The sequence below is a fragment of the Methanosarcina baltica genome (assembly GCF_055394095.1).
Map to the genome: position 1 here is coordinate 959542 of NZ_AP042463.1, position 22792 is coordinate 982333.

Sequence of the window (22792 nt, forward strand, 5' to 3'; positions counted from 1 at the left end):
AAGTTACAAAGTACGTTTTTAATGTACATTTTCCCATAACTTTTTTGAGAATCCATGACCGACGCAGAGAGCAAGTGGAATGAAAAACTGAAAAAGTTTTTTAAAGACTATTACTGGAATGAAATCCTCCAGCTTGCAAATGAGTACCCTGACCAGCGAAGTCTAACTGTTGACTTTAGTGATGTTGAAAAGTTCGACCGGGAGCTTTCAAAGGAGTTTCTGGACAAACCCGGCGAACTGGTTCCCGCGGCGGAAGCTGCGCTTAGAGAAATCGACCTGCCAGTCGAAAAAGAGTTTGATAATGCTCATGTCCGGCTTATTAAAATCCCGAACCGAGTCCCCGTCCGGGATCTCCGGAGCAAGCACCTCTCAAAATTCATCGCAATCGAGGGCATGATAAGGAAAGCCACGGAAGTCCGGCCCAGGATCACAAAGGCGGCTTTCGAGTGCCTGCGCTGCGGGCATGTGACTTTTGTGGAGCAAAATAGTTTCAAATTCGAGGAACCTTTTGCAGGCTGTGAAAACGAGACCTGCGGGAAAAAAGGCCCTTTCAAGATTTCGATAGGGGAATCCAGCTTTGTTGACGCCCAGAAACTCCAGATTCAGGAGTCCCCGGAAAACCTAAAAGGTGGTTCCCAGCCCCAGAGCCTGGAAATGGACGCCGAAGACGACCTGACCGGAAACGTCTCCCCCGGAGACAGGGTCATCATAAATGGGGTCCTGAACTCCAGGCAGCGAATCCTCAGGGAAGGCAAATCCACCTTTTACGACCTTGTCCTGGAGACAAATTCCATTGAACGCCAGAACCAGGACTTCGACGAGCTGGACATCACGGCCGAGGACGAGGAAGAAATCCTTAAACTCAGCAGGGACCCCGAAATCTACGACAAAATTATAGCTTCGATTGCGCCTTCTATCTACGGCTACGAGGACATAAAAGAGGCCCTTTCTCTGCAGCTTTTTTCGGGGGTTGTGAAAAACCTGCCTGACGGCTCCAGGGTAAGAGGAGACATCCACATAATGCTTGTGGGAGACCCCGGGATTGCAAAAAGTCAGCTCCTCCGTTACGTGGTCAAGCTTTCCCCTAGAGGGGTCTTTGCCTCCGGAAGAAGTGCCTCCGCAAGCGGGCTGACCGCGGCTGCCGTCAAGGACGAACTCAACGACGGGCGGTGGACCATCGAAGGCGGGGCCCTTGTGATGGCGGATATGGGGGTTGCGGCCATTGACGAGATGGACAAGATGCGTACGGAGGATAAGAGTGCGCTTCACGAGGCAATGGAGCAGCAATGTTATGACGACCGGACGGAAATACTTACCAGTAAAGGCTGGAAGTTCTTCAAAGATGTAAATAAGGATGACCTGGTCGCCACCCTCAGCCCAGCCGGAAAACTGGAATATGCAGTTCCGGAAAAATACGTTGAGGCCGATTATGACGGGGAGCTGTATTTTGTAAAATCCAGACAGGTTGACCTTGCCGTAACCCCCAACCATAATATGTATGTGAATATCAACAAAAGAGCAAACGAGTGGGAAGGGTTCAAATTAAGCAGAATGGATGAACTTCCCATCACCAGAAGAATGCGTTTTAAGAAAAATGCAATATGGGAAGGAGAACGCATCGAAGTGTTTGAAATCCCGCCTGTTACAAAATATAAAAATCAGAATTGCCAGGGGTACCTTACTGACCCGATAAAATTAAAAATGGATGATTGGGTGGAATTTCTTGGCTATTACATTTCGGAAGGGTCCATCGGAAAAATAAATGGAATACCTTACAGAGTGACGATTTCCCAGCTTAATGAAGAAAACTGTAAAAGAATTGAAAGTTGCATAAAGAGCCTGGGCTTCAAGTTCAGCTATGATGGAATAAACTTTAATATCCATTCAAAACAGTTTGCCGGATATTTTGCACAATTCGGAAAATGCCATGATAAGTTTGTTCCGGATTACATAAAACAGCTCTGTCCGGAACAATTGCAGATATTCCTGAATGCCCTTGTACTGGGGGACGGCCACATCCGAAAGACAAACGGACAGACCTGTTATATCACAAGCTCAAAACGGCTGGCCGATGATGTGCAGGAACTTTTATTAAAAACCGAAATATTCGGGAATATATATATACAGAAAAGAAAAGGTGAAACGGTATGCCTTCCCGAAGGGAAGGAAGGGGTACTGAAAAACAACATATATCTCGTTTCATTCCTCAGAAATGGGAATGGCGATAAAAATCACCTGGATACAAACCATCCGAATATTAATACTAATGGAAACAAACACATCACAAAAGGCCATTACAGTGGGAAAATATACTGCGTAGAAGTTCCTCATCATGTCATCTATGTAAGACGTAATGGAATACCTGTATGGTGTGGGAATACGATAAGTTTGGCAAAAGCAGGGATTATTGCAACTTTAAAATCAAGATGTGCCCTTCTTGGAGCTGCAAATCCAAAATACGGCCGTTTTGACAAGTATGAAGGGCTTGCAGAACAAATCAACATGCCTCCGGCCCTGCTCTCCCGGTTTGACCTGATTTTTGTCATGCTCGATACCCCGAACCATGCTTTTGATACGAAGATCGCAACCCACATCATCCAGTCCCACTATGCGGGAGAACTCTTCGAGCAGCGGGAAAAACTGCCGGGATCGGGAATCACGGATGAGTTAGTTACAGCGGAACTGGTAACCATAGAACCGGTAATAGATGCTGAAATAATGCGAAAATATGTGGCCTATGCCCGGAAGAACGTGTATCCCGTAATGGAAGAGGACGCAAAGAAACACATGATCGAATTCTACACGGGCCTTCGAAAGAGCGGGGATGGAAAAAACAGTCCTGTGTCGGTGACCGCAAGGCAGCTCGAAGCCCTGGTCCGACTCTCGGAGGCCAGTGCCCGGGTTCGACTGAGCAACATAGTGACCCTTGATGACGCAAGGCGGACCACCAGAATAGTCCTTTCCTGCATGAAAAACGTGGGAGTTGACCCCGAAACAGGGGCCTTTGACGCGGACATCATAGCCTCAGGCACAAGCAAGAGCCAGCGAGATAAGATAAAGATCCTCAGGGACATCATTAAAAAAGTTTCCGAAAGGCATCCCGGAGGCAAGGCCCCCCTTGAAGAGGTGTACCTGGAAGCTGAAAAAGAACACGGGATCGACAGGGAACACGCAGAAGGTCACTTTAAGAAAATGCTCGCAAAAGGTGATCTTTTCAAGCCGGACCTGAACCATATAAAACTTGTGAATTAACTGGACTGGCTTAATTCAACTGGACAATCAGCCTCACACTGATATATAAGAGATATATATTTAAATTTGTAAATAGTAAAAGTGTTAAATATGTACATGAAAATATATGAAAACGGGAGTAATTATCTGGTCGCGGCCTGTGACCGGGAATTACTTGGAAAAAAGATAAAACACGGGAATGCAATCGTGGAAATAAGCAGGGCTTTTTATGAGGGAGAAAATGTATCAGAAAGTGAACTCATAAGAAACCTTGGAAGAGCTACCACGGCAAATCTCTTCGGGGAACGGACTGTCCAATGTGCTGTAAAAAGTGGACTTGTCGATTCAGACACCGTGATCCTGATAGGAGAAGTACCTCATGCTCTGATTTTTAGGGTGTGACTAAAAACAAAATAACTTAACATAATTACTTAACATACTTCCTCTATCATAATAATTTAACATACTTCCTTTATCATAATAACTTAACATACTTCCTTTATCATAATAACTTAACATACTTCCTTTATCATAATAACTTAACATACATTCCCTATCATAATAACTTAACATACATTCCCTATCATAATAACTTAACATACTTCCTTTATCATAATAATTTAACATACTTCCTTTATCATAATAACTTAACATACATTCCCTATCATAATAACTTAACATACTTCCTTTATCATAATAATTTAACATACTTCCTTTATCATAATAACTTAACATACATTCCTATCATAATTATTCTACCATAATTACATAATCCGTTTATTAAATAAAACTAAAAAGTGATACCGTGAGCGAGAGTAACAACGATCCTGGGGTCAAGATAATTGCACCTGGGGAGCTGATAGCTGGAGTGGTACAGAAGCACAGGCGCTTTCTGGAAGAATGCCGGGAAGAATTCGAGAAGCTGGACAGTCACCTGAACCAGATTGAAGGTGATGTCAATAACTCGAAGGATTCAAAGGCCCAGTTCCTTGAAAGGAAAGAGGTCCTGGTGGAAAAACGACAGCAGTTCTACCATCAGGCTGAAGAGCTCCTTGAAAAAGAAGTCTTCCAGAAGATGGAAGCAAAGACGATGGGCAAAATTCAGGAAGAGATAAAAAAACTTAAAGGCCAGATAAAACCTGAAGAGGAAACGAAAATTGCGGATGAACTTCTAGACTTTTTGCATAAAGTGGCCCCGGATGCGGGAATGGATGAAGAAACTTTCATGCAGATTGCTGCTAAAATCAGGGAAGCGAGAAACTCCCACATGGAGTTTGTAAGCATCGAGGAATCTGAAAAGCAGATGAATGAAGACTATGACAGTAAAAACAAAGAACTGTCACAGGGCAAGCCCCAACACAAATTACTGGCTAACAAAATCAAGAGCCACGAAGAAGCCCTGAAACACTGGGAAAAGCTGGAAAATTAATAAAAATGCCCGAGATAACCCCAGGTGATGGATATATGGATGACGTTTCAAAACCGGAAATTGCAACGGCCGATCTTTCAATGCTCAACGAGCGAGAACTGAAGAGCAAAGTGAACGATCACAGGAGCAAAATAGAGAGGAACGAAAGACAGTTGAGTTCCATTTTCAAAGAACTGAAAATGTACAGGACCGACATCGACGAGCTGAAGGAAAAAAGGGATGCTCTGAATAAACAGGTCAAAGAGAAGGTTTCACAGGCCCAGGAACTCAAGAAAAAAAGAGATGCAGTAAACAGGAAGATCTCAGAGTACAAGGGAAAGCGCAGTGCCGTAAATGCCGAAACCCAGAAGCTCTTTTCAGGAATCTCGGACCTCAAGGAAAAGCGGGACGAATTCAACAAATTTTCCCACGGAAGTTTCGAGTCCCTCTCGAAAGCCTATGCCACTGAACTTGAGGCCTTCCTGAACAAAGAACTGCCCCTTGCCGTGGAAATCAAGATATACGAGAAATTAATAGACATCTCAAACCGCCTGGATGCTGCAAAGAAAGCAAATGAAATCCACGCAAAAATCCAGGAGAACTATGAAGAGTCAAAGGAAATCCACAATGAAGGGGACGAGATTCACGAAAAGATCCGGGCCCTTTCCGAAGAATCCCAGACTTACCATGTTGAAATGCTCAATAACTTCAAAGCTGCCGATGAGATCCGAAAAGAAGCAAACATGTACCACGCCCAGCTCACGGACAGGTACTCAAACATCCACATAATCAAAGAGAAGATCGATCCCCTGAAGAAAGCGATTGACACCGCCCGGGAAGAACTCAACGACTATCTCGACAAGCTCAAGGATATCCAGCTTACGAAAGACGAGAAAAACGTAAGCCAGAAACACAGCAATGCAAAAGAAAAACTTCAGAAAAACGCCCGCATGAGCTTGGAAGATCTCAAACTCTTAATCGAAAAAGGAGACGTCAAGTTCGCGAGCAAAAACGAACAGTAAAATAAGTCAATTTTTTTTACTTCCTTTTTTTTATTTCATTTTTTTACTTCCTTTTTTTTATTTCATTTTTTTTACTTCAGTTTTTTTCGACTTATACCTGTAAAAAGCCCCATGAGCAAAACAGCCACCAGAAATACTATCAGGGATAAAGAAGAATCAAATTCTTCTGTCCTGTTATTTTCGGATTCCAGGGGTTGAGAAGGGTCCAAAGGATACATGGGCTTCGAGTCCTCACTTTCCACGGGCCTCGGGAGCTGACTGTCGAGGTACTGATAAACAGGAGAAAACCTGACCAGGACCCCGTCCGTTCCGGTATATATAGTATCCACGGTAAGGTTCAGGATCTCATTTGAGTTTTTTGTGTACACAAGGCCACCACCTTCAGTTACGATAAGGTCTTCAAGGGACTCATTTCCCAGAGAAAGTTCGAGCCAGACCCTTTTGCCCTCCGTACTTGCCCCTTTTACATGAAGCCGGTAACCCTGGTAAAAGGTATGGTAATCCCCTGACTGCACATAGAGATCTTCCCCATCCAGGACCACTATGCGGGTTATTGTGGCTTTGGAAGCATTTTTGGGGGTAAAGTCCTGAGCTGCGGCAGAAAAATGGGTTGTGAGGGGATCCCGGGTTTCAGAGGACAACGGAGCTGAGGCTGCCGGAGAAGGAAGGATTAACAGAAAGAGAACGGATAGAAGTAACAGGGAAAAAAAAGCATGTGAAGGTGTATAAGAACCCTTCAGGCTACTTTCTTTTTTTTCAAAATTATTTCGTACGTGCATAGACACATCTGCCCGCGATAACCTCTTCTTTTGTATTATCCGGTTTTTTAACGACAAGAGCCCCGTCAGAGGTCATACCCACGGCTTTTCCTTCAATAATCCGGGTAGGGGTCGTGACCTTAACCTCCCTTCCGATGGTATCGGAAAGAGCCATCCAGTCGTTGAGGACCTGGGAGAATGGCTGGGTCTTGAAGCGGATATACTGCTGTTCGAGCTCGAAGAGCAGGTCCTGCAAGAACTTGACCCTCCTGACATGCCTTCCAAGCTCCACTTTCAGGGTTGTTGAGCCTTCCCTGAGAGGTTCGGGAATGTCTTTTAAGTCCATATTGACATTGATCCCTATCCCCACAACAACATAGTCCACCCGGTCCACTTCGGCCTTTGCCTCCGTAAGGATTCCGCAGACCTTTCGCTCCATAACCCGGACGTCATTCGGCCACTTGATCCGGGCATCAAGGCCCAGGTCCCTTATAACGTTTGCAACCGCAAGCCCGGCAACAAGGGTTAGCCTTGAGGCATGCATGAGGGGGATTCCCGGTTTCAGAATTATAGACATCCAGATCCCGCCCTGGGGAGACACCCATTCCCTGCCAAGACGACCCCTTCCTCCTTTTTGCATTTCCGCAATAACAAGGGTACCTTCCTCTTCGGAAAGGGCACTCTCCTTTGCAGTGCTGTTTGTGGAACTGAGCTCCTCAAAGTAATGGATTTTTTTCCCGAGCAGGGTTGTTTTAAGCCCCATCTGGATTTCTTCCGGGTAAAGGAGCTGAGGGACGGACTTCAGGACGTAGCCTCTCTTGGGAGAGGAGTCGATTTCATACCCATCAGCCTGGAGGGATTTTATGTATTTCCAGATCATTGTCCTGGAAATCCCGAGTCTTGAGCCCAGTTCTTCACCTGAGACAGGGGCACCCTTTGATTCTTTCAGAGCTTTGATTACCTGAGATCGTTTGTCTCCCATGCGCTACACCCTCTGGAGATATATTTGTTCAACATTATATATAAATTAGATATGAATTCGTAAACAGCCCTTTATCGCTGTGTTTTCTGGGCCATACTTACATAACTCTCTACCGCAGCGGTAATTGCTGCGACCTTTTTATCCCTTGAATCGAGAGCTGAAGCAAGAGTTGCCCCTTTTGCGGCATCGGATTTGACAACCTCTTCCACGGCTTCAAGGATGTTATTCTCCTCAATAAAACCGGTCGTAAGATCACCTTTCCGGAATGCGGGGTTGTACATAACCGCTTTATGGAAGGGGATATTGGTCGTAACGCCCATTACCACGTACTCATAAAGCGCACGCTCCATCCTGGAAATTGCCTCCTGCCTGGTCCTGCCCCAGACACAAAGCTTCGATATCATGGAATCGTAATAAGGGGAAATCGTGTAGCCCATATGCACCCCGCTGTCCACCCTGACTCCGGGCCCGCCTGCGGAACGGTACCTCCGGATCTTGCCGGGGGACGGGGCAAAGTCGTTTAAAGGGTCTTCCGCATTAATCCGGCATTCGATTGCATGCCCGTTAATGGAAATATCTTCCTGCTTGAAATCAAGCTCTTCCCCGCGGGCGATCCTGAGCTGTTCTTTTACAATATCGATCCCGGTGACCATCTCGGTAATCCCGTGTTCCACCTGAAGCCTGGTATTGACCTCAAGGAAATAGTAATTTCCTTTCGAGTAGAGGAACTCCACGGTCCCGGCGTTTACGTAGCCGATAGCTTTTGCGACCCTGACCGCGGTTTCTCCCATTTCCGCCCTGAGTTCGGAGGTCATGATAGGGGACGGGGCTTCTTCAATGAGTTTCTGGTGCCTCCTCTGGATGGAACATTCCCTGTCCGAGAGGTAAACCGTGTTTCCCTTAGAATCCGCAAGGATCTGGATTTCAATGTGCCTGGGCCCGGTCACGTATTTTTCAATAAAGACTGAGGAGTCCCCGAAAGCCGATCCTGCCATCTGTCGGGTGGAACTGAGAGCCGTTGCGAACTCCTCCCTGGAGTTTACGACCTTCATTCCAATCCCTCCACCTCCGGCAGAGGCTTTAAGGAGCACAGGGTATCCGATTTCGTCCGCAATGGTCCGGGCCTCTTCCATGTCATCAATTGCTTCTTTTGTTCCCGGAACGACCGGAACCCCGGCTTTGATCATGAGGTTTCGGGCCCTGATCTTGCTCCCCATTTCGGCAATGACATTGCTCGGGGGGCCGATGAAGATAAACCCCTCCTCCTCACAGCGCTTTGCAAACTCAGCGTTTTCCGACAGAAATCCATATCCGGGGTGGATTCCCTCGGCCCCGGTCTTTCTGGCGACATCGAGTATGGCTTCCATATTCAGGTAGCTCTGGCTCGCAGGGGCCGGACCTATCAGGTAGGCCTCATCAGCGTACTTGGCAAATAGGGCATTTTTGTCAGCTTCCGAGTAGACAGCCACAGTTTCGATGCTGAGTTCCCTGCAGGCCCTCATTACCCTGATTGCGATTTCTCCCCGGTTTGCGACGAGTACTTTTTTAAACATACTGGCCTCCGATAATTTTCAGTAATCTTTCCGATCTTTCCGGTATTTATGATCTTTCCGATCTTTCCAGCCTTTCCAGCCCCTTTATTCGATTACCATAAGCAGGTCCCCGGGAGAGACCGTGTCCCCTTCAGCGACAAAGATTTCCTTGATTGTGCCTGAATGGGGAGCATGGACGGAGTTTTCCATTTTCATGGCTTCTATGACGGCTATGGTATCCCCTTCCTGCACGGTCTCCTCGACCTTGACCTTAAGGGAAAGCACCATGCCCTGCATGGAAATGCTAACCCCCCCTTTAACGGACTCAAGGGTCGGCTTTTCGCCAGGTTCTGAAACGGAAATCCCGCCAACAGGCTCGATTTTTACCTCAAATACCTCGTCGTCCACGGTGACTTTGAAATCGGTGGGGATGGTGTATTCCTGCGGGGTCGTGAGAGCCGGAGCCACAACCGCGAGGGACTCTTCTTCCATTTCTCCTTTCAGGAACTTGGGAGCGATTGCCGGGTAAAGGATGTAGGTCAGGACGTCTTCTTCAGAGCCTGCTATACCCAGTTCTTCAGCCTCTTTCCTGCGCTTCTCGTACTCAGGCTTCAGGAGATCGGCCGGGCGGCAGTGGATGGGTTCTTCGTCCCCAATGATCTTTCCGATGATCTCGGGGCTGAGGGGTGCAGGAGACCTGCCGTAAAGCCCGCGGACGTAGTCCTTGACCTCTTTGGGGATGACCTTGTAGCGCTCCCCCATGAGGACGTTGAGCACGGCCTGAGTGCCTACGATCTGACTGGTCGGGGTGACAAGCGGGGGATAGCCCAGCTCTTCCCTGACCTTCGGCATCTCCTCAAGTACAGCCCCGTATCTGTCAAGAGCGTTCTGTTCCTTTAACTGGGAAACGAGGTTTGAGAGCATCCCGCCAGGGATCTGGTATATCAGGACGTTGGTATCGATCTGCTCGGAAATCGGGTCCAGGATACCCCTGTACTTTTCCTTGAGGTCCTTGAAGTAGTTCACAACCTCTTCAAAGGCCCCGAGGTCCAGCCCCGTATCGTAGGGCGTTCCTTTGAGGGCTGCAACCGTGGTCTCGGTGGGCGGCTGGGACGTGCCCCAAGACAGGGGAGAAAGTGCGGTGTCCAGGATATCGACCCCGGCCTCACAGGCCGCAAAGTAGCTCATGGGAGCCATTCCCGAGGTGCAGTGGCAGTGCAGGGAAATGGGGACCGAAACTTCCTTTTTCATCCCCCTTATAATTTCTCCGGCAGCTTTCGGGGAAAGGAGCCCTGCCATGTCCTTGACACAGATGGAATCGCATTCAAGCTCCTCAAGCTGCCTGGCAAGCTCCACGTATTTTTCCACGGTGTGCACGGGACTAATGGTATAGCAGACCGTACCCTGCACATGGGCCCCGAGTTTCTTTGCAACCTTTATGGAAAGTTCCATATTCCTGATGTCGTTTACCGCGTCAAAGATCCTGAATACATCGATCCCGTTTTCGTATGATTTGGTTACGAATTTCTCAACAACGTCGTCCGAGTAGTGCCTGTACCCGACAAGGTTCTGCCCCCGCAAAAGCATCTGAGCGTTGGTGTTTTTCAGCCTTTTCTTGATTTCCCTCAGGCGGTGCCAGGGGTCTTCATTAAGGTAACGGATACAACTATCAAAAGTAGCGCCCCCCCACATTTCAAGGGAGAAGTACCCGACCTGGTCCAGCTGTTCGACCACTTCGAGCATGTCCCGCGTCCTCATCCTTGTGGCCAGTAAAGACTGGTGAGCATCCCGGAGGACGGTTTCTGTTATTTTTATACTCATTAATAAGACCTCTTTAAAACCGAATTCAGTGATAGTATAGATATAGGCTTTGATTGGAATTATTCAAAAAAACCTTAATTGGAATTGTTCAGAAAGACCTTAATTGGAATTGTTCAGAAAGACCTTAATTGGAATTGTTCAGAAATATCGGTCTTGCAGGCCCCTGCCCGTAAGATCCGGCAAATAGCTTAAGGTGTACAGAAAGTTTGTAATATTAATATTGTTAACAGGTATATACATTTTGCCCCCGTTAACATTAAAAATATAATATAATTTTCGGGAAGAGGGTGCCTGAACAGAAGAAAGATAGAGGTATTTGTTAACAGGGATGAAGTTAACGCATTTCGAAATTTGGCTCTTCTGGCAAACCGAAACCGGCATTTCTCCCGAAAAAAAAGGAATTTCAAGGCCTCGGGCCTGGTTGAGGGGGTTGAGTTTCGACCTGAAGGTTGAGATGGAAATTCAGGAATTTTTCGAAAAACCCGGAACTCTCAGCTCCGGCCCTTTCTCCCAACAAAAAACCACTGGTCAAAGATCCCATCGGCGTCCTCATTGTCCACAATTTCTCCCTTCACTCCGGCTTCTTCGAGGGCCTTTGCCAGAATCTCGATTTCGGGCCTGCTTTTTACGGTGAAGAGCAAAAGACCTCCTTCGGCCGTGACTTTTGCGGCTTCCTGTACAATCCTGATCCAGAGCCCCTTATTAAACTCATAGACCAGGCCCAGCATGAAGCCCACGGCGGAATCAAAGCTTCCGGGCTCGAAGTATTCGGAAAGTTGCGTTGCGTCCATCACAAGAGCCTTTCTCGGGTTTAAGACCCCGTGCTCCAGGCCCTGACAGAGAGTGCACTTGCTGACCTCCACGCCCAGGGGGTCGAGGCCCATTCTATAAAGGCCAAGGGTGGACATTCCGTTTCCGCAGCAGACTTCCAGCATTTTGCCGCTCTTAAAGGAGTAACCTTTTGCTTTCAGGCTTTCGAAAAGTTCCAGGACCCTTTTGACCCTCTGTTCGGAAAACACGCTGTCGTAAGACTCAGGCCCGGTGCTGCAGCCCGGACAGAGGTTTCGGTTTACGAGCATGAGGGAGTAGTACTCGTTTACGGCGTCCCGCCAGAGTTCGGAGGAGACTTCAACCTCCCGCTCGGCCGGGTTGAGGGCCAGGACGGAGGCCGCGAGTTCTTCGAATTTTGTGCTATAAGGCTCTTTTGCAAGGGCTCCCGTAAAGACCGACCAGAAGTCCACAACATCTCTATCTCCGGGATTAAACAGGAGAAAACCCAGGGTTCTTTCTCCCTCCCTGACCCTGAGAAGGCGCATTTTTTCCCCTTCCAGAAAAGCACGGACTCCGTGAAGGTAGCGGAGAGTTGATTCTATTCTCCTCTGGGCAGGGTAGCTCTCTTCAACCAGATAGATATCTTCGGTAATTCCGGATATTTCCTGTAAAAGCATGTCTGTTTAATTTTAGGTAATGAAATATCAATGTTTCGAAGAAAAACGGAAAAGTATTTCAGGAAAAACAGGCAGGAATTTGGGAGAAAAAAAGGGAAAAATACCTTTAAAAAGTAAATAAAGAGATTAAATGGCATAAAATCCCGAATAAACATTAAAAAATGCTCTGATAAAGGCAAAAATATATATAGGGATTAATTACAAAATCAGAGATTGAAAAGGATCAATATTAAAGACCAGGTTTATTCGGAGGATAATATGGCTAAAGTTATACCTTTTGCACCAATTGAACGTCTAATAAGGACCGCAGGGGCCCATAGAGTAAGTGAAAGCGCAGGAATGGCCCTTACGGACATTCTGGAAGAATACGGACTTGCAATTTCGAAAGAAGCCATTAAACTGGCAGAACACGCAGGAAGAAAAACCGTAAAGGCCGAAGACATCAAACTGGCCAAAGAAATGCTCTGAAGTGTAATATCGATCTAAAAATTAGATAACAATTAAAAAAGACTCATAAAGGAGTCATAAAGGAAGGCTGCAAACGCAGCGTTTCCTCTTTTCCATAATTATTGTATATAGTAGGTTTCGTCAATATCAGGCTGCTGCGGATTCGGATTTGGATTCCAGCTCCACGACAGTCAGGGATTCCACAGGACAGATCCGGGCACATGCCCCACAACTGATGCAGAACTCATCATCGATAACGGCTTTACCGTCAATGACCCTGATGGCGAGATCAGCAGTCTCGGGGTCGAAATCATCCTTTTTTACAAGCTTTACATTGACCGGGCATACGGAAGTACATACCCCACACCCAATACATTCTTCAGACTGAACTATTTTTTTATTTTTCTTTGCTGCCATAGTAATCACCTTAAAAAGTTAAAATATGAATCAAGCTCCATGTCGGCCCCTATGAGAAGAGTTGACCGGCATAAAGGCTATTAAAAGTATGAAAGAGTTTACAAATATAAAATTATATTTATATGTGATTTATATATGATATATTTGATATTGTGAAGATATATGAAGATTTCGAACATTCCGGGGAAAGGTCAAACGTCGGAAGGGCGCAGGCAAGGGCAAGGGAGGGGCCAGGGCCGGGGGGTCCCCGAGAGAGCCCTTCCACCGCCGGCAGGGTGATTCTTAAGAAATCAGGCCCACAGGCCCACAGCCCCAATACCCATGAGCGTAACAAGGGTTACGACCACGCCCGCGATAAGGACCCCTGCCAGGATTGCCGGGAAAGCGTGCCTGAACTTAATCCCGAAGACAAAGGCCGCCGCACAGCCGGTCCAGGCCCCGGTAACGGGGAGAGGCACCGCCACGAAAAGGGTAAGGGCAAGGATACCATATTTTTCGAACCTCTCATTATGGTTGCGGCGAGTCCTCGCAAAGAGCCAGGTGAAGAAAATGTCAAAGAGCCTGTAGCGCCTGAGCCAGTCCGAAACCGGCCCCAGGAAGAGGAGGAGAGGCACCACCGGGAGAAGGTTTCCGAACACCGCAAGGGCATATGCCGAAAGCGGGTCCATGCCGTAGACTCCGATTGCCACGGGGATTGCTCCTCTGAGTTCACTTATGGGAAGGGCCCCCATAATTATGGTCGCAAGCCAGTCGGGAACGGCCTGAAGGAGTTCTACTAAAGTAGCCTGTATGGACATTGTGATCATCAACTGTTTTCGGGCAGGTTTTTACCTTATTACGAATTTTTGCCTTACTTGCCTTTTTACTTTTGATTATTTCTTACCCAGAAGCGCAAAATGAGCCAGGAGCGCTTCGAGCTGGATCTTTTCGGTGGCCCCTTCGGAGAGCCTGAAATCAATTTCCCCTATAATGTCCACGAGTTCCACAAGTCCTCTTTCAGAGATCCCCAGGTCCAGCATATCCCTGTTGCTCAGATCGGAGAGCGTCCTGAAGATTTGTTTTACCAGATCTTCCCCCGAAAGCCCCTGCTCGTTGAGGAAGCGGTCAAGTTCTTTTTTTGCGGCCTTGAAATTGCCGAGAAGCGCAGTTTCGAGGAGGTCCCTGATCTCTTCCGGGTTTGCAGTTGCGGTTGTCCTGAAGATGGTCTCCCGGGAAATCGGGGTTTCCCGGTCAATGAAAGCCGCGGCCTGCAGGGAGTTTACGGCTTTTCGCATGTCTCCCTGGGCCACGTAGACGAGGCCCTCGTAGCCGTCTTCCGTAACCTTAAGACCCCGGTCTTCCACAATAAACTCGAGTCTCTTCCGGATGGCCGGGTCCTGAAGTCTCCCGAACCTGTAGACCGCACAGCGGGACTGGATGGGTTCGATGATTTTGGACGAGTAGTTGCAGGAGAGGATGAAACGGCAGTTATTGCTGAAACGTTCCATAGTCCGCCGCAGAGCCGACTGAGCGTCCGAGGTCAGGGCATCGGCTTCATCCAGGAAAATGATCTTGAATTCGGCCCCTCCTATGGGGGCGGTTTTTGCGAAGTTTTTAATCTTGTTCCGGACAACGTCAATCCCCCTCTCATCCGAGGCGTTGAGTTCCGTAAAGTTTTCCCGCCAGATATCTTCCCCGAAAATCTCCCTTGCAAGGGAAACCGCAGAGGCAGTTTTCCCGACTCCCGGAGGGCCCGAAAACAGGAGGTGGGGCAGATTTTTGGCGGCCACGTAGGACTGCAAACGCTCGATAGTGTCGGCCTGCCCCGCAACCTCGCGCAGCCTGACCGGCCGGTATTTTTCAATCCAGATTTCTTCTTTAATAGTAGAGTCCTCCATTAATGCTTGCCCATAATTAGAATAGATAATATTTAAACTTTTGAATGTCTGCGGATTTTAAAGATAGGTCGGCTGCCTTTCATAAAAACATGACTCTGAGCAGTTATAAGTGCAGCGGAGACAAAAACAAACACAAGAATGCAGAGTCACAACACCGGGGGATAGAAATGAAAAGAAAACCAGCAATCTGCACGTTCCTATTTATGATGCTTATGATGATCCTGGCAGCTTTCGGGTCTGGATGCATATCGAATTCAGGAAACAAGAGCGTTGCAGTTCCCGAAACCTCCGCTCCGGATGAGGATGAACTCAGAGACACGGGAGAAGCCGATTTCAATGCTCTTATGCGGGACGCGAATTCAAACTACGTTAAAGCCCTGGTTTCGACCAGCAAACAGGATTTCAATGCCTCCGAAGAGGCCCTTGATGCCCTGATAAATGACCTGACAAACGTGGAAACCCGATACGTGGAGACTCCGCCGGCCCCCTACGCAATCGATGAAACCTGGCCGGAAATCCTTGCAGGGGCCCTGAATATATCGGAAAGTTCACGGGAATTCCTGCGGAAAAACGATATAGAAGCCTCCCACCTGGCCCTTGAGCCCATGCGGGACCTCTTCCTTGAACTGCATCAAAGAAACGGAGTTAACCTTATGGGCGACCGCCTGACCGTTTTCCACACCACAATGGAACACGCAGTCGATGCAGCCGCTGAAAATGACACTCAGTCAGTGGAGATGCTTATCCCGGAACTCGAGTTCCTCTGGACCAGGGTAAAGGCCGCGGAACCTCCTGATAGTGCGGACGGAGCTTATGAATCAGCCCTCGCAGAAGTGGAAGAAAAAATTCATGAACTTGAAACGGCCGCAAGCCTCGGTGAACCGGAGAAGACAAAAATCGCCGCCGAAGAATTGAGGCAGGCTTTTTCAAAAGTATTTGTAAAATACGGGGTCGTAATTGCCTGAGGGGCCTTTTAAATTTCTGGTCCCCGCAGCGATTCACTCCTTTTTCTGCTCAGCGACAGCGGCCCTGGGAGACTGTCCAGCTACCCTTTTTATCTTAAGGGTCCAGGGACAGCTTACTCCATAAAGTTAAGAAATAACAGCTCTTTCTTGTTTTCAATTTTTAAATTCCATCTTATTTCCATGAATTCCAGCATTTTCATTCCTCTCTCAAGGATTGTATCTGCTGTCCAGTTTTCATATTGAGAAACCATGATTTCACTGTATGAGCCGATGAAATAACCAACTTCATTTCCTTTTCGATTAGTGTGTTTTTTCTTGTAATCAAAAGAGAAGTTCTGTTGCTCTGAATTCTTTGATCGACTAAGCAGCAGAAGGTTTCCAGGTGAGTTCAAAAGGCTGTTTCTTTTTTCAGTGTCAAACTGTTCAAAACCAGTCTTCCAGTCTTCGGTGGGTGTTTGTGGGTATATATGTTCGATAGTATCTTTTTTTTGCACATCTTCCCAGACAATTTTTGAATGAAGTTCTTTTGAACATTTTTCTAATTCAAGTTCGTATTCATAGAGGAAATACCTCAACTCACCCCAGCCGTAGTATCCTTTACCCTTCTTGAAAAGATCCTCAAGGTTATTGTAGAACTTTTTAAGGTCGTAACCGTTCCATATATTATCCGGACTTGTTAACCACCTGAAATGGTTTATCACATCGTCAATTGTCTTCTCACCAGAGTATAATTGATGCGGTAATTTGTAAAAGTTTGGTTTTTCGGTAGATGCCTGCCTTCCCGTTACTTTGAATACGAGGAATATGAACCTTTCAGCTAATTTGAGCAGGTCTAGCATTTTTTCCTTTTCAATTTCTCCTTCAGAGTATTTTGCCATTGCACACATGACCAGAGGTTTTAAAGCCCCAAACCCCAACCGGTTTAATTTCTGCAGATATTCTTTAATTTCACTATCTAAAGAAGAGTAAGAAGGATTCGAAAGGTAAAACCACATTTTAATGCTTGTTGAGATGCTACTTATGTAGTCATCAATCTCTCTTTGACCGATCCACTTTCTTTGTTCTATGGGATTGTCTAAGTGGCATTCATCATCAAAAGCAATATTTCTTATGTTTTTCACAATAAAGTGCTTATTGAAAAGAAAATCAGAATAAGGTTCATTGGCCTTATTGTATCCAAAATACATAATCCAGTGATTTCTCAAAAATTCGTCTTCATCCAGAATGTCGTCTTTGTTTTTGCCAAGATATTCATAGGCCGTTTTCCACACATCATTAATGTATTTTCGAAGAATTCCTGACTCGTTTTTAGCGTCCGGCAGGACAGTTGTAAGGTATATCAACCTATTTTTTAAAAGTTCTAGTTTTGAAAGGGGTTTTCCCCTGTTGTTCATTGTTTCAAATGTAACAAAAACGTTGAATTCATCATCGATTTCATAAAGATTGAATTTCAACTGGATTGTGATTTTCTTTAAAAGCCCTTCCAGTTCGGCCCTGGATAAATTTTGTACTCTTTCTACAAAAAAGTCATTTGCAATCTGAAGGTTTGCTGTATACAGGGTTTCCTGAATCTCATTTGATTTCAGTATTTTTCTTTTGAGGATTTTGTTTTTGAAATATTCATCACTTGAGTCATTGTTTTCATAGCCGAATATAAAAGATTCATAATCACCTAATTTTTGGTACAGGAATTTTTCAACCAGTGTTTCCTTTTTCTGAAGATTTATGATTTCATCGCCCTTAAACTGTTCAAGGATGCATTTTAGTAATATTGTGATTGTTGTCAACCTTTGTTGCCCATCTACCACATAATACGCCTTGAACCCCTTTTCAAACATCCATAGGTCATCCTGCCACACATGATGCTTTTCAGCATTATTCAGGATCTCTTCCTTGCAAACTTTTTGAATCGTCAAAAGCCCGGTATAGTGAGATGCATCCTTTTTCAACCATTCCAGATCTTCCCAAAAATCAATCAGTTGTCTTTCATTCCAGGAGTAACCTCTCTGATAATCCGGAATCCTGAAAATACTATTATTAAATATTTCTGATAAGTTTTGAAGATTATTTCCTGCCAACGAATCCCTTCCGAGCCTTAAATTTTTATATAAAATAAATATAATAAGTTACCGGTTAAAAGTCTATTCATTTTTATCTTATGAGTTTCAGGCTTTCTAAAACATAAGAATCTCTATCAAAGCTTAAAAAAAATGAAGAGTGAAAAAAATATCAGATTCAAAAAAATCGGCAAACACAAAAAAACCAGAAAATAATCAAAAACACAAAGAATCTTACATTTCGACCCACCCTTGATTTTTCCACTTAATATTGATCCAATAACCATACTTTCTGGTTAATCCAGTAGTTCAACTTATCAAAATAGTTATATTTTCGTCCTTCATTAACCAAATTGTCAGCAAAAAACGTATAGCTACCGCTACAAGTTTACTTAGGTTTAACCTTTTATCCCTTTTGATTTAATAAGATCATCCAGGTTCAAGATTCAATCCCAATAGCCGTAGCAACTTTTGCAAGTGATCGACTTTACCGTTTTTTGCAAAAACTATATGTTTCCCACCCATAGTGATAACATTATGAAAGGAAAGTAACCTCAATAATTTTTCAGCGGTAGGATTTTTCAGGATATTCCTGCCAAAATCGATACGAAGAGGGTCTTTTTCGGTTTTCAAATTATTTCTTGCAATAATCCTCATAAGTACCCTTACTAACAAGGAAACATGCAGCAGCATCAGCAATGCTTCAATACGCTCTGGTTTTTTCAGAAATATACTGTAAAACATAGAAGGTTTTTTCAATTCTTCAAAATTAGTCTCAACGACATATTGACCTTTATATAACTGAAAGATTTTTTTATCATTTTTTGTTTTGGGTAGAACATTTGTAATCAGTACTACCGTTTCCAATGATCGCTTGCGTTTTTCCACTTTTTCTTTGTTTTGTTCAAGGCTTTTGAGTTTTACATGGAATTTACTGATGATTTCAAATATTTCTTGACTCTTTGATGGCCTTCCCCTTGGTCTTTTTATAATTGTTTCTTCCTGGATTTCGAATTTGATATTGAATAATGAGTTTTTATATTTTTTAATGAACTCATCAATTTCTTTCTGTGCATCTGGTTCACAGGAATAAGGGTCTTTAAAATTCTTCTTTATATCTGCTTCAATTATTTCCCTTTGTTTTTTAATCTCATAAACTATCTTTTCATTGTCACCGATGTCCCTATAAACAATCACACGACACTCTTTTTCATGAGCAATTTTATTAAAACTCTGTGCTTCATACTCCATTGCTCTTTTTGATTCTTCATCTTCACAGCAGGCCCCTATGTATTTCCATTTATTCTGAGAATAAGCTTCATTTATTGTCTTTTCTGCAAGTCTTGCACTGAATTTTTCTGGACACCTGGAAATAAAAGTGATTGGATTTGTTTTATCATAAAGAATTTTAAAATTGTTTTTACTGATCAGCTTACAATCTGCTATGAATATTGATTCATCACACATTTTACCAAAGAATTTTCTAAAATTGCGTATTGCATTTGGGATCCAAACAATGTCAGCAGTATTTCCATCAAGTGCTTCTGTATAAAGAGGAAATCCTGAAGAATCTGTGATCATACCACTCATTATTTGTTTTTTATCAGAACGATGAGCTTTGCTATGGCCGTAAGTGACTTTCAGGCCTTCATAATTTTCCTGTTCACATGCCTTATAATCCCCATAGCAAACGTGGGAAGTAGTATCCGCATGAAATACATTATCAAAAGGAATTTTGAATTTTACAAAAGTTTGCAATACAATCATGCTGAAAAGGCTAGAACACCCTGCTTCGTGAATTCGATCCAACAGCAAGCCTAAACAATCATCATTGAAGTAAAAATTGGGATATTCCTTACCAAAAACGAGTTTAGAATCCATGAATTCAACAATTTCTTCGACACTGCACAAAGGATATCGTTTATCTGTTCGAAAAAAAGGAGTTAACACTATACTCAATGCAAGTGTTCCTGGAGAAATTCTCCACTGATCTTGATCCCATCGAATATTGTCATTGATAATGGATTCAAAATTCATTTTATCCAAATAATTTTTGGAGGCCATAACTGTAAATGGGGTCGTTTTTGTCTGTGGAAATTCATTTGCATTCAAGTGTTTTGAAATGTTATTACAGTTGTAGTCCACTTCCATAGAAGATATCGCTTGTATTTTATTAAGAAGTGGAAGTGATTTATTCATCATGTGAATATATATCAATCACGTTTTATAAAAATCGTTTCTTATTTAATAAATTGTTATGAAGGGGAGCTCAAAATACTTATTTAAAAAAGAAATTATGTTTTATTGAAGGGTGGGGTCGAAATACGAGAGAATACAAAAAATATCCAAAAAAAGAATTAGAAAAGGAATTGCCTCTGAAAGGCAATTCGATTCCCAGGTTAAATATTGTTATTTTCCGTATGCAAACTCGTAGGCGATCTTCCCGACGAAGGGAAGTTTGAACTTTGCGCCCCTGAAGGCCATGTACATTGGGACCAAAAGGAGCAACATTGCTCCCATGCCCATTCCGTCTGCAAGGAACCAGCCAAGGTAAGGGATCCAGGCAATAATGAAGATAAGCAGGGAAACCGGTAAGAAAACCAGTATTGACTGCATGGCATGGAAACGGACGAACTTGTTCTGGCGCTCAAGGAGCAGGAATAAAATTCCGGTTGGCCAGCCGGCGATATAGGTGAGAGCCGCAACGACATTTTCGTTCAGGCCGAGGGAAGTTTTGTAGCGCATAATTACTACCTCCTAATTATATCCTGAGATTCATTTCAAGGTTGGAAAAATGAAAGAGCCGAAAAAGCTTAAAAGCTTAATCGACCCTGACGATTGCCGACTGCGGGCAGACTTCAACACATTTTCCACAGCCTGTACATTTCTCCTGATCGATTTCCGCAAGGAAATTCGTAACCTTGATAGCTTCCGAAGGACATTCCTTTTCACATTTCTTACAGCCGATACAGCCGACCTCACAGGACACCTTGACCTGCTTACCCTTGTCGTGGGAACGACAGAGGACGTGGACCTTCTCGGATGCCTTTGCAAAGGTAAGGACTCCATTCGGACAGGCCGCGATACAGTTTCCACAGCTCGTACAGAGGTTCTTGTTAACCACCGGGAAGCCGTTTTCTCCCATGGAAAGGGCATCGAACTGGCAGGCCCGGACACAGGTCCCAAGACCCATACAGCCGTAAGTACAGCCCTTTCTGGAATCACAGAGCATAAGGGCAGCCTTGCAGCCTTCCACTCCCTCATAATCATAAAGGGTGGTGCAGCGGTCGTTTCCGCCCTGGCAGAGGACAAAGGGGTACTCCGGTTCGGACTCGGAAACTTCCTGGCCGAGCAGAGCCCCGATTTGCTTTGCGGTTTCAAAACCGCCAACAGGGCAACTATTAATCGGAGCACCACTTTCTACAATGGCTTCGGCGCAGGAAGCACATCCCGCAAACCCACAGCCACCACAGTTTGCTCCGGGCAGGAGTTCGGCAACCTCATCAATCAGAGGATTGGAATCGACCTTGAAGACCTTGGACGCGGTGATAAGCATCACACCCACAGCCAGCCCGAGGCCCGCAAGAACAGCTATCGAGTTTATGAGTACAGCATCAGTCAAGCGGGATCACCCCGAAGAAGTTCACGAAAGACATGGACATGATCGTTGCCACGAATAATGCATACGTGATCCCTCTGCCCACAGCTTTCGGGACTCTCAAGATATTGCTCTTTTCCCTGATTGCAGACATCATGATCATGGCAATGGTGTACCCGAGCCCGGCTGCAATTCCGAAGACAACGCTCTGGATGAAATTGTAATCATTCATCACGTTAATGAGCACCGCCCCAAGCACCGCACAGTTGGTGGTGATCAGAGGCAGGTAAATCCCGAGGGAACGGTAAAGTGCAGGCACATGTTTCCTGAGAATGAATTCCACGAGCTGCACAAGCGCTGCAATCACAACAATAAATACGATTGTTCTCAAGAATTCCAGTTTCAGGGGAACCAGCACGAAGTTATACAGCGCATAGGATGCGGTTGCCGCAAGCGCCATGACGAAAACCACAGCTCCCGACATACCACTTGCGCTTTTCACATCCTTGGTCACACCCACGAAGGAACAGAGCCCCAGGAACTGGATGAGCAGGAAGTTCTTTACAAAAAGACCTTCCAGCAGGATTGTAAATAAGGCTTTTTCGACCATTTTAACCACCCTTTGCGGCTTTCTGCTGTTTGCTATAGTTCACGATAGTCATCAGCACCGCAATTGTAAGGAAGGCTCCGGGGGACATGACCATGTACATCGCCGGGTTCATGTACGCACTTGCGTCGATCACGGTAAATCCGAAGGGATCGATTATGGCGGTTCCGAGGAACTCCCGAATTCCACCGATAAGTATCAGCACAAGCAGGAAACCCGTACCTTCACCAAAAGCGTCGATGATGGAATAAAATACCCCGTTTTTAAGGGCATAGGCCTCAGCCCTTCCGATAACAATACAGTTGACCACAATCAAAGGAATGAACACACCTAACTGGGTGTACAAATCCGGCGTAAACGCTTCCATCGCCATATCAACGATCGTAACGAAAGTCGCAATGACAATGATTTCAATAGGAAGCCGGACTGAAGCCGGGATCTGTTTCCTGATTGCTGATACCATCATGTTTGACCCGACCAGCACGAACAGGGTCCCAAGAGCCATGCCTATCCCGTTTTCCACAGAGGACGTGACAGCAAGGGTTGGACATAACCCAAGCACAAGCCCAAAGGTCGGGTTGTCTTTGGTAATTCCGCGTATAAATTCACTTAATGGATTCAT

20 protein-coding genes are annotated in these 22792 nt (G+C 45.2%); 6 read left to right on the top strand and 14 right to left on the bottom strand.

The genetic code is table 11. The features are described 5' to 3' along the window. Positions 1–54 precede the first annotated feature (54 nt). The 4 genes from ACZ5QV_RS04145 (at position 55) to ACZ5QV_RS04160 (ending at position 5661) form a co-directional block, all read left to right on the top strand. On the top strand, positions 55–3252 hold the full coding sequence (locus tag ACZ5QV_RS04145) for an LAGLIDADG family homing endonuclease (protein WP_464601351.1): 3198 nt from the start codon (positions 55–57) through the stop codon (positions 3250–3252). A 90-nt stretch (positions 3253–3342) separates the two neighbouring features. Next, on the top strand, positions 3343–3633 hold the full coding sequence (locus ACZ5QV_RS04150) for a DUF424 domain-containing protein (protein ID WP_464601352.1): 291 nt from the start codon (positions 3343–3345) through the stop codon (positions 3631–3633). Positions 3634–4036: 403 nt separating this feature from the next. Next, positions 4037–4660, top strand: coding sequence for a hypothetical protein (locus ACZ5QV_RS04155; RefSeq protein WP_464601353.1), 624 nt, complete (start codon positions 4037–4039; stop codon positions 4658–4660). Positions 4661–4695: 35 nt separating this feature from the next. Further along, positions 4696–5661: a coiled-coil protein gene (locus ACZ5QV_RS04160; protein ID WP_464601354.1), complete on the top strand. Its 966-nt coding sequence runs from the start codon at positions 4696–4698 to the stop codon at positions 5659–5661. A gap of 71 nt (positions 5662–5732) precedes the next feature. Here the strand turns inward: ACZ5QV_RS04160 and ACZ5QV_RS04165 are convergent, their stop codons facing one another. The 5 genes from ACZ5QV_RS04165 to ACZ5QV_RS04185 all read right to left on the bottom strand — a co-directional run bounded on the left by ACZ5QV_RS04165 (position 5733) and on the right by ACZ5QV_RS04185 (position 12202). After that, complete coding sequence (locus tag ACZ5QV_RS04165) at positions 5733–6302, bottom strand: S-layer protein domain-containing protein (protein ID WP_464601355.1); 570 nt, start codon at positions 6300–6302, stop codon at positions 5733–5735. 121 nt (positions 6303–6423) lie between these two features. Next, positions 6424–7401, bottom strand: a complete 978-nt coding sequence (locus tag ACZ5QV_RS04170; protein ID WP_464601356.1) for a biotin--[acetyl-CoA-carboxylase] ligase — start codon at positions 7399–7401, stop codon at positions 6424–6426. 71 nt (positions 7402–7472) lie between these two features. Then, complete coding sequence (locus tag ACZ5QV_RS04175) at positions 7473–8954, bottom strand: acetyl-CoA carboxylase biotin carboxylase subunit (RefSeq protein ID WP_464601357.1); 1482 nt, start codon at positions 8952–8954, stop codon at positions 7473–7475. Between the two features lie 84 nt (positions 8955–9038). Beyond that, positions 9039–10754: a sodium-extruding oxaloacetate decarboxylase subunit alpha gene (gene oadA / locus ACZ5QV_RS04180; RefSeq protein WP_464601358.1), complete on the bottom strand. Its 1716-nt coding sequence runs from the start codon at positions 10752–10754 to the stop codon at positions 9039–9041. 491 nt (positions 10755–11245) lie between these two features. Next, positions 11246–12202, bottom strand: a complete 957-nt coding sequence (locus tag ACZ5QV_RS04185; protein ID WP_464601359.1) for a class I SAM-dependent methyltransferase — start codon at positions 12200–12202, stop codon at positions 11246–11248. Between the two features lie 258 nt (positions 12203–12460). On the opposite strand from ACZ5QV_RS04185, the gene ACZ5QV_RS04190 reads away from it, so the two are divergent. After that, positions 12461–12670: a histone family protein gene (locus tag ACZ5QV_RS04190; protein WP_464601360.1), complete on the top strand. Its 210-nt coding sequence runs from the start codon at positions 12461–12463 to the stop codon at positions 12668–12670. A 126-nt stretch (positions 12671–12796) separates the two neighbouring features. Here the strand turns inward: ACZ5QV_RS04190 and ACZ5QV_RS04195 are convergent, their stop codons facing one another. The 3 genes from ACZ5QV_RS04195 to ACZ5QV_RS04205 all read right to left on the bottom strand — a co-directional run bounded on the left by ACZ5QV_RS04195 (position 12797) and on the right by ACZ5QV_RS04205 (position 14943). Further along, on the bottom strand, positions 12797–13066 hold the full coding sequence (locus tag ACZ5QV_RS04195) for a 4Fe-4S binding protein (RefSeq protein ID WP_464601361.1): 270 nt from the start codon (positions 13064–13066) through the stop codon (positions 12797–12799). Positions 13067–13356: 290 nt separating this feature from the next. After that, positions 13357–13863: a COG2426 family protein gene (locus ACZ5QV_RS04200; RefSeq protein ID WP_464601362.1), complete on the bottom strand. Its 507-nt coding sequence runs from the start codon at positions 13861–13863 to the stop codon at positions 13357–13359. 75 nt (positions 13864–13938) lie between these two features. Then, entirely contained in the window at positions 13939–14943 is a 1005-nt protein-coding gene (locus ACZ5QV_RS04205) for a replication factor C small subunit (protein ID WP_464601363.1), read from the bottom strand. 167 nt (positions 14944–15110) lie between these two features. Between ACZ5QV_RS04205 and ACZ5QV_RS04210 the strand changes: the two genes are divergently transcribed. Continuing rightward, entirely contained in the window at positions 15111–15908 is a 798-nt protein-coding gene (locus ACZ5QV_RS04210; RefSeq protein ID WP_464601364.1) for a hypothetical protein, read from the top strand. A gap of 113 nt (positions 15909–16021) precedes the next feature. Here ACZ5QV_RS04210 and ACZ5QV_RS04215 read toward each other — a convergent pair whose 3' ends face one another. The 6 genes from ACZ5QV_RS04215 to ACZ5QV_RS04240 form a co-directional block, all read right to left on the bottom strand. Then, the gene (locus ACZ5QV_RS04215) at positions 16022–17986 is read right to left on the bottom strand and encodes a DUF262 domain-containing protein (protein ID WP_464601365.1); all 1965 of its coding nucleotides are present in this window, start codon (positions 17984–17986) and stop codon (positions 16022–16024) included. A 408-nt stretch (positions 17987–18394) separates the two neighbouring features. Next, the gene (locus tag ACZ5QV_RS04220) at positions 18395–20167 is read right to left on the bottom strand and encodes an IS1634 family transposase (protein ID WP_464600267.1); all 1773 of its coding nucleotides are present in this window, start codon (positions 20165–20167) and stop codon (positions 18395–18397) included. Between the two features lie 207 nt (positions 20168–20374). Next, on the bottom strand, positions 20375–20710 hold the full coding sequence (locus ACZ5QV_RS04225; RefSeq protein WP_464601366.1) for a DUF4870 domain-containing protein: 336 nt from the start codon (positions 20708–20710) through the stop codon (positions 20375–20377). A gap of 76 nt (positions 20711–20786) precedes the next feature. Next, entirely contained in the window at positions 20787–21587 is an 801-nt protein-coding gene (locus ACZ5QV_RS04230; protein ID WP_464601367.1) for a Fe-S cluster domain-containing protein, read from the bottom strand. Then, positions 21580–22173, bottom strand: coding sequence for an Rnf electron transport complex subunit RnfA (rnfA, locus tag ACZ5QV_RS04235; RefSeq protein WP_464601368.1), 594 nt, complete (start codon positions 22171–22173; stop codon positions 21580–21582). The genes ACZ5QV_RS04230 and rnfA overlap by 8 nt, the downstream gene beginning before the upstream one ends. A 1-nt stretch (position 22174) precedes the next feature. Beyond that, positions 22175–22792 (bottom strand): RnfABCDGE type electron transport complex subunit E, encoded by a 618-nt coding sequence (locus ACZ5QV_RS04240; RefSeq protein ID WP_464601369.1) that lies wholly within the window; start codon positions 22790–22792, stop codon positions 22175–22177.